Origin of the sequence: Paenibacillus sp. FSL M7-0896, assembly GCF_037975415.1 — a bacterium.
Classification (GTDB): Bacteria; Bacillota; Bacilli; order Paenibacillales; family Paenibacillaceae; genus Paenibacillus_AQ; species Paenibacillus_AQ silagei.
Window position 1 is genome coordinate 768981 of the sequence record NZ_CP150250.1, and the last position, 14674, is coordinate 783654.

Here is a 14674-nt window from a genome sequence, read left to right on the forward strand (position 1 = left end):
GGCTTGCTCTTTTTGCTGTATTGGACTGAGGAGTACTGGAAGAAACCCATTATACAAAAGGAAACTGGTGAAAAGAGGCAGGAGGCAGGCCGTCCGGCAGCCAAACCTGAAACAGCTGGAATCCTGCTAAAAATGCAACAATATCTGCTGCTGGGTGTCATTCTGACGGAAATCCTGCACAAAGTTCAACAATCGGTGCTCCATAGGTACCTGCGTGACGAAAATGCTGCAAAAAATGCAACATTGTCTGCTGCTGGACGTCATTCTGGCGGAAATCCTGCACAAAGTTCAACAATCCGGGTTCGTGTCGTCACGCATCACCGCCGGTACATCAAGATTAACGCTTCAGTATGCCTGGGGGGTTCGGGCCTTGCCAGGGAATGTGGCTGTCCTGGATTAGCGGATTTTAAGTTAATGATTGACAATAACCCTCAACTGTATTAATAATAGTAGTACAGTTAATACACTATGATACAGCAGCCGGAGTATCAGATGAAAGGAGGACTGTCATGTTCGAGTTGGATGTACGCAGCCGCAAGCCGATCTATGAGCAGCTGACCGACAAGGTGAAAGAGTTGATTATGCATGGTATTCTGCGGGCGGATGAACAGCTGCCCTCGGTGCGGGCGTTATCCTCGCAGCTTACCGTGAATCCCAATACGATCCAGAAGGCCTACAGGGAGCTGGAGCGCGAGGGTTATATCTATTCGCTGCAGGGCAAGGGCAACTTCGTAGCTGCGCTGGAGCAGGGCCAAAGTGAGAGCAAGCGGGCAGAGCTGAAGGAAGAGCTGCTGCGGCTAATGGCAGAAGCAGTCTACCTTGGGTTCACGGAGACGGAGATCAGTTCCCTGTACCGCCAGGCGCTGGATATGAGAAAAGAGGAGAGCAGCCATGATTGAGATACGCGGAGTAAGTAAGATTTTTCAGGAGGAAAAGGCTGTGAACGGCCTCTCGTTGACGGTACCCAAAGGGGCCATCTACGGATTGCTGGGATCTAACGGGGCAGGCAAAACCACGCTTCTTAAGATGCTTGCGGGCATCTATCGCCCGGATATAGGGAGTGTCAAGGTAGGCGGGCAGCCAATCTATGAATCACCGGAGGTGAAGCGCAGTCTGTTCTTCATGCCGGACAGCCCGTATTTCTTCCCGCAGGCCACATTGAAGAGTATGGCGGAATTCTACCGCTCGATCTATACAGGGTGGAGTCAAAAAAGATACGAGGAGCTGGTAACAGTGTTCCGGCTCGATCCCCGGCGAAGGCTCAGCCGCTTCTCCAAAGGGATGCAGCGGCAGGCCGCCTTCCTGCTGGCGCTTAGCTGCAAGCCGGATGCGCTGATTATGGACGAGCCGATCGATGGACTGGACCCGGTGATGCGCCGCCAGATCAAGAATCTGCTGTTCCAGGAAGTCGCCGAGCGGGAGCTGACGGTGCTGATCTCCTCGCATAACCTGCGGGAGATTGAGGATTTATGCGACCATGTCGGCATTATGCATGAGGGACGGATGCTGGTCGAGAAGGATCTGGATGATCTGAAGGCGGACACGCATAAGATTCAGGTGGCTTTCCGCGACGAACGCCATGCGGCCGCACTGGATGCCAAGCTGCAGATTCTCCACCGGGAGCAGCGGGGAAGTGTCAGCCTGTATATTGTAAAAGGGGACCGGGAGCGGATCAGCCAGGCTTTTCATGTCTACGAGCCCTATGTGTTTGATCTGCTGCCGCTGACGCTGGAGGAAATCTTTATTTATGAAATGGGGGATGCCGGTTATGACGCGCAGCCGATTATTCTTTAACAGCAGCATTATCCGCCAGAACCTGCGCCAGCATGGCTGGATCGGAATTTTGTACACACTGGCGCTCTTATTCATACTCCCGCTGCAACTGTTCATTGAGAGTGACCGGCTTAAGGAGCCTGTCGTATTAGACGGACTATTCGATCTTGGCATGGACTTTCCGGTAATCCTTATTCCTTTTCCGATCATCACCGGGTTGTTTCTGTCCCGTTATCTGCAGTCCAAAGGCTCCTCCGATCTGATGCACAGCCTCCCGCTGCGCCGCTCGCATCTGCTGTCTTCCTATACGCTGAGCGGTCTGCTTCTGCTGCTGCCGCCCATCTGGATTACAAGTGTGGTTACGATGCTGGTCCGCCCGCTGGAGGGCAATATGTATATCTATCAGGGGGCGGAGGTCTGGCAATGGTGCCTGACCCTTACTGTGCTGACCCTGTTCTTGTTTGCCTTCACTGTTTTTGTGGGGATATGTGTGGGGCAGACCGTCCTGCAGGGTGTGGTGATTATCATTCTGTTAGTCCTCCCTGCGGCAATTCTAATGTTTATAGATATGCATCTGAACAGATATTTGTATGGATACCCTGGCGGGATGGGGGCGCGGGCAGATATGACGGAATGGGCACCGATCCTGCGGATTGCAGATATGTCCTTCAAGCCTTTTGGCCAAACAGAGCTGTGGGTGTATGCTCTTCTGTCCGCAGCCTTCTTAACGCTCTCCTTCGTGCTGTACTGTAAGCGCCACAGTGAGAAGGCTGGACAGGCGATGGCCTTCACTTATTTCGATCCGCTGTTCAAAGCCGGAGTAATGCTCTGCAGTATGCTGCTTGTGCTCAGCTACTTCGGCAGTATTAAGCAGGGAACGGGCTGGATCATCGGCAGTGTCGTCGCCGGAGGAATTATCGGCTACATCGTAGTAGAGATGCTTCTCCGCAAAACCTGGCATATCCTGAACCGCAAGCTGCCGCTTGAATTGGCAGTATACAGCATCCTGCTTGGCTTGCTGCTCTATGTTCCTGTATCCGGCTTGACCGGATATGAGACTCGGGTTCCAGCGAACGATAAGGTGAGTGCGGTATTCGCCGGAGGCAATTATGAAGACCTGATGGAACGCCCGTACAACGCTCCGAATACTGCACCTGCGGAGGAGGCTGATATCTATTCCAAGGACCCGAAATATATTGAAGCTGTAACCGCACTGCATCATGCTGTCGTAACGGCGAAGCCGGGACAGAGCAATACCATGTGGGATTCTGTATATCTCTCTCGCCACCGTTTCACGCTATCATACCAGCTTAAGAGCGGAGGGATGCTGATGCGGACCTATATGGTTCCGTCAGTGGGCTTCGAGCCGGAGCTGAAGGCGGTCATGGGACATGTGGACTACAAACGTGTGCGATACCGGATATCCCAGATGAACAAGAACGCAGAGAGTATCCATATGAGTAATCTGGACAAGGCCTTCAGTATTTCTGATCCGCAGGAGGTGAAGGAGTTCAAGGACATCCTAATCCGTGAAGTGCTGAATATGTCCTACGAGGATCAGGTTTCGGATCAGCGGTCACGGGCGTCTATCCGCGTTATTCAAAAGCCGGATAAGTATGGAAATCATGCGTATTTCACTTATGACTGGTACCCGTCCTATCATGAATTGGGGGCTTGGCTGGAACAGAAGGGATATGCGGATAAAGTCCGGATTACTGCGGCGGACGTCCGGTCTGCCGAGATGTTCATAGATATGAATCACAGTAAGCTGCCACCCGGGCTGATGTATGATCCCGAGACCCGTCTGGAGTTAGCCCGCAGCGAGAAACGGGCGGTCATGGTCACAGACAAGACGCTCATTAACGGTATTCTGGAGCATCGCCGCAATTTCAACCGCAGAGAGGGAGCATATGCGGTGAAGATAGTATATAAGAATAATTCATCTAGTTATATTTCGCTGGATGAGCAGGAGATGTCTCCGGCGCTGAAGGCTCTTCTTCCTTAGCCAGAGTAATCTGTTACAGTAACTAGACAGTCTGTTTCCCCCTCCCCCCGTTAACGGATTCAAATCCTGAGCGGGGGATTTTTATGTTGGAGCGGGAAGCCAGAGCTAGTGCCAGTGCCAGTGCCAGTACCAGTGCCAGTGCCAGTGCCAGTGCCAGTACCAGTACCAGTACCAGTGCCAGTGTTATGTCCTCTGCTTTCTGCTTCAGGTGTACCTGCGTCCAAAGCATGGGTATATTAGATTAGGGTCTGCAAAATAATGCGGACTGTGTAAGGAGGAAACGAACATGGAAGAGGTACGGGATCATCTGGATCACGGACTCCAGATTGTCTTCATCGGGTTCAACCCCAGCATCCGATCCGGGGAGCTGGGTCATCATTATGCCAATCCGCGTAATAATTTCTGGCGCATACTGCATAAGTCCGGGCTGACGCCGCGGTTATACGAGGCCTCCGAGGACGGGGAGCTGCTGAAGCTGGGGTACGGCTTCACCAACATCGTTGCCCGGCCCACCGTAGGTGCTGAAGATATCACCCGGGAGGAGTACACCAAAGGCCGCGAGTTCCTGCGGGCCAAGCTGGAGGAATACCGCCCGGAGATTGCCTGCTTTGTCGGCAAGGGCGTGTACACAGAATTCAGCCGCAGAACTACAGCCTCCTGGGGCTTCCAGGAAGGCATTGCTCCGGTGGTGGACGGAGTCCGCGAGTTCGTCGCCCCTTCCTCCAGCGGCCTGGTCCGCATGCCGATGCCAGAGATCATCGGCATCTACTCGCAGCTGCGTGACTTCACGGAGGAGCAGGGGCCTTAAGGCCGGAGATATCCGTCTTATGGGCGCGTGTGATCGATGTATGTTAAAAACCGAACACAATAGGGACGGATGGGGGTGTGCGGGCCCAATGTATGCGGAAAACCGACCACATTGGGCAGTACGGAGACACGTGGACCAAATATAGGCGAAAAACCGACAACATTGGGCAGTACGGAGGCGCGTGGACCAAATGTAGGCGAAAAACCGACCACATTGGGCAGTACGGAGGCGCGTGGACCAGATATAGGCGAAAAACCGACCACATTGGGCAGTACGGAGACACGTGGACCAAATATAGGCGAAAAACCCACCACATTGGGCAGGCGCCAAGGCGCGAGCTTGCGTAGGCAGGGTCTTTATTTCGTGTCCCGCTTAAACAGCGGAGTGGACGGAACGACCCGCGGAAAAGCGATAGCGTTCGCCTTTGTCTCCGGATTTTTACCGATTAGGGAAATAAATAAAATCTGGAGACAACAGCGATTGTAACAACGGTCCGTTCGTGGAGCGTCCACCCAAGCGCCTACGCTGATCCTGCTCACAAGTAAACGCCCAAGTAACCATCTCATGTGGAATAACGGTCCGTTCGCGGAGCGTCCACCTAAGCGCCTGCGTTGATCCTGCTCAAAAGTAAAAGGTTTTCCCAAGTAACCAATTCCGTTCACGCAGCCTCCAACCAAAACTAAAAAGGCTGCCCCAATTAGCCATTTCATGACTTTTGGGAACAGCCCTTTTCATATTTTCGGCCTACCTACGTCTGAATCAATAGCAGGATGATGGACGACAGGGAGAGGCAAATGCTGGCCAGATAGAGCACGCCGACCACCTGTCTCTGGTTCAGACCAGCCTTGAGCAGACGGTAATGAACCTGAGTGGCGTCCGCCTGATAGATGGCTTGTCCCTTCAGGAAGCGCCGGATGACGACAAAAATATTGTCGAAGATCGGCACGCCCAGCGCGAGAATCGGAATGAACAGCGACAACACCGTGGCCTGCTTGAAGGCGCCGTCCAGCGCAATCACTGCCAGAATGAAGCCGAGGAAGGTGGCGCCGGCATCGCCCATGAAGATTTTGGCCGGAGCCTTGTTGAAGCGCAAGTACGCCAGCGTAACCCCGATCAGCGAAATTGCCATGTAGGCAGAAGTAGATTGGCCCATCGTAAGTGCGACTACGAATAGGGTTACTGCTGAGATCGCTGTAAGTCCGCCGGCCAGACCGTCCATACCGTCCGAGAAATTAATGACCGTAGTGACGCCGAAGATCCAGATGATCGTCAGCAGGAACTGCAAAATGAACGGCAGTGAGATATAATCACCTGAGAACGGATTAATGAAGCCGGTAAACGCATTGCCCGAAAAGAACACCAGAACGGCGGCGGCAATCTGTACGATGAATTTGGGCAGGGCCGGGAAATCCTTGCCTTTGGTTTTGTACCAGTCATCGATGGTTCCTATAGTCAGCAGAAGCACACCGCCAATGAACAGGGCGAGCGTCTCCAGGGTGAATTCACGTGCGAAGAGCAGATATGTAATGAAAAAACCTACGAATATGGCATAGCTTGCCGTTAGCGGGATGGGTTCCCTATGGATTTTGCGTTCAACATCTTCCCTCGGCCTGTCCACGAAATCCAGCCGGAAAGCGAGCCTGCCCAGAGGAGGAATCAGCAGATAAACGATAAAAAATGACACGAGAAAAGCTAAACCGTATAAAATGACAATCACCCCGTTGATTTTTTTAAGGCCTATCCCAGATTATATCGCAGAAGGATGTATGTTGTCGAACTACATAAGCGAGATGGAGGAAAAGATGAAATACGAATGTATCCTATTTGATGCTGATGATACACTGTTTGATTATGGAATGGCCGAGAACCACGCCTTGAGCCATGCCTTTGCCCACTTCGGGCTGCCGACAGGCGCGCAGGAGTATGCGGCCAGCTACCAGGAGATTAACCATGCCTTATGGAAGGATTTCGAGCAAGGGAAGATCACCTCTGCCGCCCTGCGGGTGGAGCGGTTCAACCGGCTGTTTGCCGCCCGTCAGCTCACGTTCAAGCCGGAGGAATTCAGTGAAGCGTACCTGCGCTTTCTCGGGGAGGGTACCTTCCTGATTCAGGGGGCTGCCGAGCTCTGCGGTGAGCTTGCCGGGTGCCGGCTGGCAGTGATTACGAACGGAATCAGCGATGTGCAGCATGCCCGGATTAAGGGTTCCCCGCTAAGCGAGGTATTCGAGGCGGTTATTGTATCGGAGGAGACGGGCTACCAGAAGCCGGAGACGGGGATTTTTGATTATGCTTTTGCTAAGCTTAAGCTGTCCGATAGACGCAAGGTGCTGATTGTCGGGGACTCCCTGACCTCGGATATCCGGGGCGGGAACAATTACGGCATCGATACATGCTGGTTCAATCCGCTGGGCAAGCCCGGTGATCCTGAGATCCTTCCTACCTATGAAATCCGCAGTCTGGACGAGCTGGTGGAGATCGTCAACCGCGCTTAAGCGGAATAAACGGCGGCAGGCAGGTTGAAAGTTTCGCTTCCGTGTTAAATATATAGGGACGCAAAGTTTCTACTTTTTTAACAACAACATACGGGAGAGGATATTATGAGAAAAAAATGGCTGATTGCCGCGGTGGTCACCGGCATGACGGTAACAGGCTCGGCAGGAGTGTATGCGGGCACCAAGCTGCAGCAGATTAAGGCTTATCTGAACCATAGCCTGGGTATTGTGGTGGATGGTAATCCTTTTTGGATGAAAGACGGCAACGGCAAAACCCTGACTCCAATTACCTATGAAGGTCTCACCTACCTGCCGGTCCAATCGATCGCCACGGTGCTGAAGGTGCCTATCAATTATGACTCGGTCAACTATAAAGTGAGAATTGGAGAAGGCAGCGCAAATATTCCTGCTCCGACTCCTGCACCGGGAACCTCTACCAGCGGGGGGAATACAACTCCTGCTCCTGTAGTGGAGGGAACGGCCAGACCGGTTAATCTGCCTAAGGATTTTCCGATTCCCCAGGACGCCCTGATTGCGATCACTCTGGATACGGATGCTAACGGCCAGAAGAAGGTAGCGTTCACGTATTCAACGCAGGAGACACTGGAGATCATGGGCTTCGTGTACAGTGAATATGCGCGGATTAAAAATCTGGATAATGCCTCGGAGTCGGTATCCGCCAGCAATGTAAAAATTTCGGGCAGACTCGGCGGGACAAGTCCTGTATCCATTACAGGCAAAGCTTCCACGGCCCGGCCCGGCTTCAACCTCTTCACGATCACCTGGTCGGAGAGCTGATCTGAGCCAGTACAGTTAAGCTGCTATGCAGGCTTGGCTAACCTAAAAAGAAACTCCGGCTTGTAAGTCAGCCGGAGTTTCTTCATGTGCTATTCGCCAAGGCTAATTCACCAAGGTAATATGATCAGACTTGCGGGCGGGTATCCAGCGGCTTCAGGTGGGCCTCAATCTGTTCACGCTTTGCTTCCAGGAACGGCGGCAGGGCCAGCGCTTCGCCCAGATGCTCGACTTCCTCATCTGTGGCGAAGCCCGGTCCGTCCGTTGCCAGCTCGAACAGAATACCGTTCGGCTCGCGGAAGTACAGGGAGCGGAAGTAGAAGCGGTCCACAAAGCCCGAATTCGGGAGCTGTACGCTGCGGATGCGTTCAATCCACTGCTTCAGCTCCTCTTCGTTATCGACACGGAAGGCTACATGATGCACGCCGCCCCGTCCCAGGCGCTCCTGCGGAAGATCGCTGCGTTCCTCCAGATGGATCTCCGTACCAGAGCCGCCTTCACCAGTCTCGAACACGATAATATCCGGCTGGCCCGCGACTGGAGAAGGATAATTGCCTGCGCGGCGGAAGCCGAGCAGGTCCTCCAGAATCAGTGCCGTATGCTCAGCGGTCTCGACGGTCAGATGTGCCGGTCCCAGCCCGACAATGGCATACTCGGCAGGAACCGGGCTCTTGGCCCACGGCTTGCCGCCGGGCATGCCCTCGTTATGCTCATCTGAGACGAGGATGAGGCGCTGGCCCTCATGGTCGGTGAAGGCCAGCGTTTTGCGGCCGCCGCGTTCGGTGATTTCTTCATGCTCTACGCCCAGCACGGTGAAGCGCTGTGTCCAGAAGAGCAGGGCATCATCCCCGGGTACACGCAGGGAGAGTGCGGAGATGCTGTTGTTGCCGTCGCGGTTACGCCCTGCGTTAGGCAGCTCGAAGAAGGTAAGCTCCGTGCCGGGATTCCCGGTCTCATCCCCGTAGAACAGGTGATAGACAGATACGTCATCCTGGTTGACGGTCTTCTTGATCAAGCGGAGTCCGAGCACTTCTGTATAGAATTTGTAGTTTTCCGGCGCTTTGGCGGTAATGGCGGATACATGGTGAAGTCCTTTTAATGTTAAACTCATGGGAATACCTCCTGAAATTTAGGTTGTTGGTTATATAAAAGCCGCAAATTACTTATTAATATTAAGTTACTATAATTTTAATAGTAAATGAGTAATTTTGCAAGGTGTATTTCAAGGATGGTATTTATTATTCAGGAAAGCGGGGTTAATCATGCACACCAGATCAAGTCTGATGAAGCAGCTGGAGAGGATGGGAATCGATCCGCAGGGGACACTGCTGGTCCATTCCTCGCTCAAAAGCATCGGTGAAGTAGAAGGGGGAGCGGATACCGTACTGGATGTTCTCTCAGAATATATGAAGGAGGGGCTGCTGGTTCTGCCCACCCATACCTGGTCTTATATCGACGGGCAGAATCCGCGCTTCTCTGTGCTGGAGTCGCCCGCCTGCGTAGGGATTCTGCCGGAGCTGTTCCGCAAGCGGCCGGGCGTGATCCGTTCCTGGCATCCTACGCATTCGGTGGCGGCGCTAGGCAGGTATGCGGCGGTGTTCACGGCCGGAGATGAGCGCTGGGATACGCCCTGTGCACGCGGTTCGGTCTATGGCAAGCTGCTGGACCGGGAAGCGGAGATTATGCTGCTTGGTGTGGATCTGCGGAGAAATACGTTCATTCACGGCATTGAAGAGTGGGTGGATATTCCCGGCCGGATGACGGATGGGCATGAGGCGCTCTGTACCGTGACGCCTGAAGGCAGGGAGATCGCGGTGCCTTCGCGCAGACACTGCGGACTGTCCTGGTCGCAGCATTTCTGGAAGGTGGAATCCGTGCTGGAGGACGGCGGGGCGCTGCGCAGGGGCAGCTTCGGCGATGCGGCGGTTATGCTCTGCGGCACTGTAGAGACTACGCGTATCTTGAGTGATATGCTCAGAGAGAACCCGGATCTGTTCTCGGATAACGAGCCGTTATACGGGGAGAATGCGCCTGAGGCGCTGCCGAAGACGAAGCGGGGTCAGCCTGTAGAGGCAGTGCAGGAGCATACCAAGAGTTAACCCGGGCCGGATATTTACGGGTCTCTGGCAGGTTTCTATCAATGTATGGTATATTATTCTCACAAAAACATAGTAAGGAGATTGGAAATGACAAAAACTTTGATCTTTGGTCACAAAAACCCGGATACAGATACGATCTGCTCGGCCATTGCTTATGCGGCACTGAAGAAGGAACTGGGCTGGGATGCTGAGCCGGTCCGGCTTGGAGACATCAGCGGAGAGACTCAGTTCGCCCTCGACCACTTCGGGGTAGAAGCGCCGCGTCTGGTGGAGAACGTTGCTGCAGAAGCTGAACAAGTGATTCTGGTTGACCATAATGAACGCCAGCAAAGTGCGAATGATATCGATCAGGTCCGTGTGGTTGAGGTTATTGATCATCACCGGATTGCGAACTTCGAGACCGCCTATCCGCTGTATTACCGGGCTGAGCCAGTCGGCTGTACGGCTACCATTCTGAACAAGCTGTACAAAGAGAATGGCGTGGCCATTCCTAAGAACATCGCCGGTCTGATGCTGTCCGCTATCATTTCCGATTCCTTGCTGTTCAAATCGCCGACCTGCACGGAGCAGGATGTGGCTGCTGCGCGTGAACTGGCGGACATTGCCGGAGTGGATGCCGAGAGCTATGGCCTGGACATGCTCAAAGCCGGTGCAGACCTGAGCGATAAGAGCATTGCCCAACTGATCTCTCTGGATGCCAAGGAATTCAAGATGGGTGAATATAAGGTGGAGATCGCCCAGGTTAACGCTGTGGATGTGAATGATGTCCTGTCCAAGCAGCCGGAGCTGGAAGCCGCGCTTACCGCGATTATTGACGACAAGGGACTGGATCTGTTCCTGTTCGTGGTTACCGATATCCTGAACAACGATTCCGTGGGTCTTGCCCTGGGCCGCGTAGCCGGCGCTGTGGAGCAGGCTTACAATGTGAAGCTGGATGATAACAAGGCTGTGCTGAAGGGTGTAGTGTCCCGTAAATCACAGATTGTACCGGTTCTTACCGAGACGATCGCCAAGCTGTAAATGCTGCTTCCGGGTGTACCCGGAGCAAGAAGTTTGTCCCGTAACCGGCTGTGCCTTTTCCTCAGGAAAAACGTACAGCCGGTTTTATTTTACAATTCACAGCAACTCCTTGCCGCCTTAAGGGTATAAACAGCATAGGACATTATAGAGGGGGACGGGAATAATGGGGAAGATACGCAAGCTGGCGATTTCAACAATGTGCCTGATGATGGTCTCGGGAGGAGGCTTGCTGTATGCTGCTGCCGGCAAAACAGATCTCTCATTCTATGTGAATAATATGCTGCTTAAGCAGCCTGCAATATCCTCGGAAGGCGGGGCCTATGTGCCTGTGGAGCAGCTTTCTGAGAATATGCAGGCGATTGTATCCGTGGACGAGTCAGCAGGGACGGTCAAGATCTACAAGCCTAATGTGAACACGGTGCTGCTGGATGAGCAGGGTAAGATTTTCGGGAAAGTCAGAATTGACACCAGCAATACCTTCTCTGCCCTGGTGCAGGTGGATGATCTCAAAACAGATATCTCCGATCTGAAAATCACCATTACAGACCCGGCAGGCAAGACGGATGTTGTGGATAACCAGCCGATTACAGAGAAGAAGGACAGCTTCTGGTTCAAATCGGCAGCGTATAATTATAAGGTTACGGACAAGGGGAACTATATGATCCAGGTGTATTTCAAGGATGCTGCGTCCAAGAAATGGTTCATCGTTTCTGAACTGCAGATATCGACCACTTCATAATAAACTACAGGAGGCGGTTCCATTGATTACAATCTATCCTGCTGCGTCTGCGCACCAGTTCGATCTCGGCTGGCTGAAGGGCAGTCATGTCTTCTCCTTCGGGGATTTCTATGATCCGGAGAACACGGCCTTTGGGCCGATGAGGGTCTGTAACGATGATACGATCGCTCCGGGAAAAGGCTTCGGCGCCCATCCGCACAGTGACATGGAGATTGTCTCGATTGTGCTGTCCGGCGTGCTTCGTCATGAGGACAACCTCGGCAATGTTGCACAGACGTCCTTCGGCGGGATTCAGCGGATGTCGGCAGGGACCGGCGCGATTCATACGGAGCATAACCCTTCGGACAGTGAGCCGGTCCGCCTGCTTCAGCTATGGTTCATGCCCAAGGCCCGGGGGACGGCTCCCTCCTATGCAACCGGACGCTTCGATCCGGCCAAGCTTGAAGGACGCTTGCTTCCGGTAGTAGCGGCCGAAGCGTCGGAGGAGATTGTCGATATAGCCCAGGATATGACGATTTATCTGGGGAAGGCCGAGGCGGGAGGGCAACTGAATTTCCGGCAGGAGACCGGGCGGCGCAGCTTTGTATATCTGGTAGAAGGGCAGCTTACCCTGAACGGGAAGGATGTGCTGAAGCCGGGCGATTCGGCAAGAATCGAGGACACAGCGCAGCTGGAGCTGAAGGCTGATGAGAATATACTGGCCATGGTGATTGATCTGCCGTAATGAGCGGCGGGATTCAGACATGAAGGAGGAGCGCGAATGGCAGAACAGGAAAGAGTGCTGGTGAAGCATTCCGTAACCGGGCGCATGCTTGTGAACAGCATGGAGGGAGTAGGGTATACCTTCGATGAGCAGGGCGGGCTGACCTTGATCACCCTGACGAATGTGGCGCCAGATAAGGGCGCGGCGGTAGTGGAACTGAAGACGGAGCTTAATGTATTCCGCTTCGAGGAGCCTGCGGACGGGCCGGTCATCAAGCATTGGTACTACGTCGGAGATCAGCCCGTAACCTATGATGCGGACTCCGGACGTTTAACGATAGCCGTGCAGTCCGAAATCGAATACCGGCCAGATCAATACTGGGCCTGATCCCTTCGCAGACTCCACCGCATGTGCTTACAATAGGCGTGAGGTTCGGGGTCTGCTGCTTCATGCACTTTTATGAAAATAGATGAAAATGGGACTGCCAGTTAGATTTGTGAGAAATGTAGTGGTGCTCACCATGGATAATAAGGAAAATAGAACCAGGAATAATTTTGCATGAATGAAAGGCGGAGACCCATGGGAGCACTGCACATGAATACGGCAGCGATGAATTATGGAAGCAGGGAATCTTATTTTGACGGGAAGCTTATTGAGTACATTGGGTGGTGCCTCGCTGGCTGGCTGGTTACGGTCTGTACCTTCGGTATCTGCTATCCCTGGTCTGTGGTCATGCTGTACCGCTGGAAGGTCGAGCATACCGTGGTGGAAGGGCAGCGCCTGCGGTTCGACGGTACAGCCGTCAGCCTGTTCGGACAATGGATCAAGTGGTTCCTGCTGACGGTGATTACGATTGGGATCTACGGCTTCTGGGTGGTTATTAAGCTGGAGCAGTGGAGAACGAAGCACACCCACTTCCAATAAGAAGCTGTATGCTTCGAGTATACTTAAGATGCGAAGAAGAGCCATTCTCCGGTTATGGGGGATGGCTCTTCTGTGTGGATTTTGGAGCAAGACTAGTTGAGCATCAGACCTATAGAAGTTAATGTAGTTCAACCAAGCAGTGCTTTACGCGTGTAGTTCCAAGTAGACATTCAGGGATAGTTGCAGAATGTACACTTAAAAACAGCGAAAAAGAAGGCTTGTCTCTTATAGCTGTAATCTGTACAACTAAATCTGCCCCAACGGGTGGAAACTCGGGAAAGTGGGGATTTTAAGTGTACGAAATACAGCTAAACGTATACTGGGGAGCAAACCAGACGTTTTAGTTGTACAAAATACAATTAAGCCTGCTTTACTAGTCTGTGCAACCCGCTTGCAGGCTGCTTATTGTACTTTTTGCGGCTCGGGATACGTAACCCCAAGGGTATCAACGGTGACCTTCTTCATTACCGGCGGCTGATCCGGGCGGTCATTCTTGCCACGCGGCAGACTGACGATGGCCTGGACCGCATCCAGTCCTTCGGTAACCTTGCCGAAGGCGGCGTATTCGCCGTCAAGGCTTGGATAAGCAGCGGCCATAATGAAGAATTGGGAGCCGGCAGAGTTCATATCTTTACTTCTCGCCATGGACAGCACGCCCTCTGTATGCAACAGATTGTTGGTGAAGCCGTTGTTATTGAATTCTCCGGCAATGCTGTAGTCCGGTCCGCCCATTCCTGTGCCATCCGGGTCCCCGCCCTGGATCATGAAGCCCGGAATGACCCGGTGGAAGATGGTTCCGTCGTAGAAGCCCTTCTGGATCAATGAAATGAAGTTGTTGACCGTATTGGGGGCAACCTCCGGATACAGCTCGGCCTTAATAACAGCGCCGTTATCCATCTCGATCGTGACCACCGGATGGCTGGCTGTGGCTGAAGGCACGCCTTCTGTAGCAGCGGCGCTCTCCTGCGGTGCTGCTGTAGCCTCACTGCCTGCTCCGGTACTGCTGTTACCATTACCGGCGGCATTATTATTCACTGGCTTATTGCCGCAGCCCGCCAGAATGACGAGCATCAGGCACATCACCGCAAGCAGGATGACGGGTTTTCTTGTGATAGACTTCACTTCAGAATCTCTCCTTTTGTCCAAATATAAGAATTAATATGTTGCACACGATAAATTATCCTTCTATTTCTCGTTGAAACGGTACCGTCCTTTAAAAGGACGGCAAAGCCGTTTCCACTTGTTGAATAATCTGGTGCATTCACCTCTGTATCATACCTTCTTTGTCCTGCTTCTGGCAAAGCCTGCTTCCGCGC

Annotated in this window: 18 protein-coding genes; 14 read left to right on the plus strand and 4 right to left on the minus strand. The window is 53.1% G+C overall.

The genetic code is table 11. The annotated features are described in order from the left end of the window. Positions 1 to 3 precede the first annotated feature (3 nt). The 4 genes from MKY12_RS03180 (at position 4) to MKY12_RS03195 (ending at position 3778) form a co-directional block, all read left to right on the plus strand. Positions 4 to 444, plus strand: coding sequence for a hypothetical protein (locus MKY12_RS03180; protein ID WP_339312903.1), 441 nt, complete (start codon positions 4 to 6; stop codon positions 442 to 444). Between the two features lie 65 nt (positions 445 to 509). Beyond that, complete coding sequence (locus tag MKY12_RS03185; protein ID WP_339312904.1) at positions 510 to 899, plus strand: GntR family transcriptional regulator; 390 nt, start codon at positions 510 to 512, stop codon at positions 897 to 899. Beyond that, the gene (locus MKY12_RS03190; protein WP_339312906.1) at positions 892 to 1794 is read left to right on the plus strand and encodes an ABC transporter ATP-binding protein; all 903 of its coding nucleotides are present in this window, start codon (positions 892 to 894) and stop codon (positions 1792 to 1794) included. Before MKY12_RS03185 ends, MKY12_RS03190 begins: the two co-directional genes overlap by 8 nt. Next, entirely contained in the window at positions 1748 to 3778 is a 2031-nt protein-coding gene (locus tag MKY12_RS03195; protein ID WP_339312907.1) for a hypothetical protein, read from the plus strand. Before MKY12_RS03190 ends, MKY12_RS03195 begins: the two co-directional genes overlap by 47 nt. Before the next feature lie 22 nt (positions 3779 to 3800). On the opposite strand, the gene MKY12_RS03200 is transcribed toward MKY12_RS03195, so the two are convergent. After that, on the minus strand, positions 3801 to 4007 hold the full coding sequence (locus tag MKY12_RS03200; protein WP_339312909.1) for a hypothetical protein: 207 nt from the start codon (positions 4005 to 4007) through the stop codon (positions 3801 to 3803). A gap of 57 nt (positions 4008 to 4064) precedes the next feature. On the opposite strand from MKY12_RS03200, the gene MKY12_RS03205 reads away from it, so the two are divergent. Continuing rightward, positions 4065 to 4586, plus strand: coding sequence for a mismatch-specific DNA-glycosylase (locus tag MKY12_RS03205; protein WP_339312910.1), 522 nt, complete (start codon positions 4065 to 4067; stop codon positions 4584 to 4586). Between the two features lie 111 nt (positions 4587 to 4697). Then, a complete protein-coding gene (locus MKY12_RS03210) occupies positions 4698 to 5072 on the plus strand; it encodes a hypothetical protein (RefSeq protein ID WP_339312911.1) in 375 nt (124 codons plus the stop codon). Positions 5073 to 5334: 262 nt separating this feature from the next. Here MKY12_RS03210 and MKY12_RS03215 read toward each other — a convergent pair whose 3' ends face one another. Then, positions 5335 to 6303, minus strand: coding sequence for an MraY family glycosyltransferase (locus MKY12_RS03215; RefSeq protein WP_051477870.1), 969 nt, complete (start codon positions 6301 to 6303; stop codon positions 5335 to 5337). Between the two features lie 85 nt (positions 6304 to 6388). Here MKY12_RS03215 and MKY12_RS03220 point away from each other — a divergent pair, with 85 nt between their 5' ends. Together MKY12_RS03220 and MKY12_RS03225 are read left to right on the plus strand one after the other, a co-directional pair. Further along, the gene (locus tag MKY12_RS03220) at positions 6389 to 7078 is read left to right on the plus strand and encodes a YjjG family noncanonical pyrimidine nucleotidase (RefSeq protein WP_339312913.1); all 690 of its coding nucleotides are present in this window, start codon (positions 6389 to 6391) and stop codon (positions 7076 to 7078) included. 105 nt (positions 7079 to 7183) lie between these two features. Further along, complete coding sequence (locus MKY12_RS03225; protein WP_339312915.1) at positions 7184 to 7876, plus strand: hypothetical protein; 693 nt, start codon at positions 7184 to 7186, stop codon at positions 7874 to 7876. Between the two features lie 124 nt (positions 7877 to 8000). Here MKY12_RS03225 and MKY12_RS03230 read toward each other — a convergent pair whose 3' ends face one another. Next, positions 8001 to 8984: a ring-cleaving dioxygenase gene (locus tag MKY12_RS03230; RefSeq protein ID WP_076078960.1), complete on the minus strand. Its 984-nt coding sequence runs from the start codon at positions 8982 to 8984 to the stop codon at positions 8001 to 8003. 151 nt (positions 8985 to 9135) lie between these two features. Between MKY12_RS03230 and MKY12_RS03235 the strand changes: the two genes are divergently transcribed. The 6 genes from MKY12_RS03235 (at position 9136) to MKY12_RS03260 (ending at position 13358) form a co-directional block, all read left to right on the plus strand. After that, entirely contained in the window at positions 9136 to 9972 is an 837-nt protein-coding gene (locus tag MKY12_RS03235; RefSeq protein ID WP_339312917.1) for an AAC(3) family N-acetyltransferase, read from the plus strand. An 87-nt stretch (positions 9973 to 10059) separates the two neighbouring features. Beyond that, positions 10060 to 10992: a manganese-dependent inorganic pyrophosphatase gene (locus tag MKY12_RS03240; protein ID WP_339312919.1), complete on the plus strand. Its 933-nt coding sequence runs from the start codon at positions 10060 to 10062 to the stop codon at positions 10990 to 10992. Positions 10993 to 11155: 163 nt separating this feature from the next. Beyond that, a complete protein-coding gene (locus tag MKY12_RS03245) occupies positions 11156 to 11731 on the plus strand; it encodes a hypothetical protein (protein ID WP_339312921.1) in 576 nt (191 codons plus the stop codon). Between the two features lie 22 nt (positions 11732 to 11753). Further along, on the plus strand, positions 11754 to 12455 hold the full coding sequence (locus MKY12_RS03250) for a pirin family protein (protein WP_339312923.1): 702 nt from the start codon (positions 11754 to 11756) through the stop codon (positions 12453 to 12455). Between the two features lie 36 nt (positions 12456 to 12491). Next, complete coding sequence (locus tag MKY12_RS03255; protein ID WP_339312925.1) at positions 12492 to 12821, plus strand: hypothetical protein; 330 nt, start codon at positions 12492 to 12494, stop codon at positions 12819 to 12821. Positions 12822 to 13028: 207 nt separating this feature from the next. Then, positions 13029 to 13358 (plus strand): DUF898 family protein, encoded by a 330-nt coding sequence (locus MKY12_RS03260; RefSeq protein WP_155991317.1) that lies wholly within the window; start codon positions 13029 to 13031, stop codon positions 13356 to 13358. A 402-nt stretch (positions 13359 to 13760) separates the two neighbouring features. On the opposite strand, the gene MKY12_RS03265 is transcribed toward MKY12_RS03260, so the two are convergent. Next, positions 13761 to 14438 (minus strand): peptidylprolyl isomerase, encoded by a 678-nt coding sequence (locus tag MKY12_RS03265; RefSeq protein WP_339314758.1) that lies wholly within the window; start codon positions 14436 to 14438, stop codon positions 13761 to 13763. Positions 14439 to 14674 lie beyond the last annotated feature (236 nt).

Bases quoted from the DNA above. Each gene is read 5' to 3' on its own strand.
- MKY12_RS03240 (WP_339312919.1), top strand. From the start codon at position 10,060: ATGACAAAAACTTTGATCTTTGGTCACAAAAACCCGGATACAGATACG.
- MKY12_RS03230 (WP_076078960.1), bottom strand. From the start codon at position 8,984: ATGAGTTTAACATTAAAAGGACTTCACCATGTATCCGCCATTACCGCC.
- MKY12_RS03205 (WP_339312910.1), top strand. From the start codon at position 4,065: ATGGAAGAGGTACGGGATCATCTGGATCACGGACTCCAGATTGTCTTC.
- MKY12_RS03190 (WP_339312906.1), top strand. From the start codon at position 892: ATGATTGAGATACGCGGAGTAAGTAAGATTTTTCAGGAGGAAAAGGCT.
- MKY12_RS03260 (WP_155991317.1), top strand. From the start codon at position 13,029: ATGAATACGGCAGCGATGAATTATGGAAGCAGGGAATCTTATTTTGAC.
- MKY12_RS03235 (WP_339312917.1), top strand. From the start codon at position 9,136: ATGCACACCAGATCAAGTCTGATGAAGCAGCTGGAGAGGATGGGAATC.
- MKY12_RS03245 (WP_339312921.1), top strand. From the start codon at position 11,156: ATGGGGAAGATACGCAAGCTGGCGATTTCAACAATGTGCCTGATGATG.
- MKY12_RS03195 (WP_339312907.1), top strand. From the start codon at position 1,748: ATGAAATGGGGGATGCCGGTTATGACGCGCAGCCGATTATTCTTTAAC.
- MKY12_RS03255 (WP_339312925.1), top strand. From the start codon at position 12,492: ATGGCAGAACAGGAAAGAGTGCTGGTGAAGCATTCCGTAACCGGGCGC.
- MKY12_RS03185 (WP_339312904.1), top strand. From the start codon at position 510: ATGTTCGAGTTGGATGTACGCAGCCGCAAGCCGATCTATGAGCAGCTG.
- MKY12_RS03265 (WP_339314758.1), bottom strand. From the start codon at position 14,438: ATGTGCCTGATGCTCGTCATTCTGGCGGGCTGCGGCAATAAGCCAGTG.
- MKY12_RS03200 (WP_339312909.1), bottom strand. From the start codon at position 4,007: ATGCTTTGGACGCAGGTACACCTGAAGCAGAAAGCAGAGGACATAACA.
- MKY12_RS03220 (WP_339312913.1), top strand. From the start codon at position 6,389: ATGAAATACGAATGTATCCTATTTGATGCTGATGATACACTGTTTGAT.
- MKY12_RS03225 (WP_339312915.1), top strand. From the start codon at position 7,184: ATGAGAAAAAAATGGCTGATTGCCGCGGTGGTCACCGGCATGACGGTA.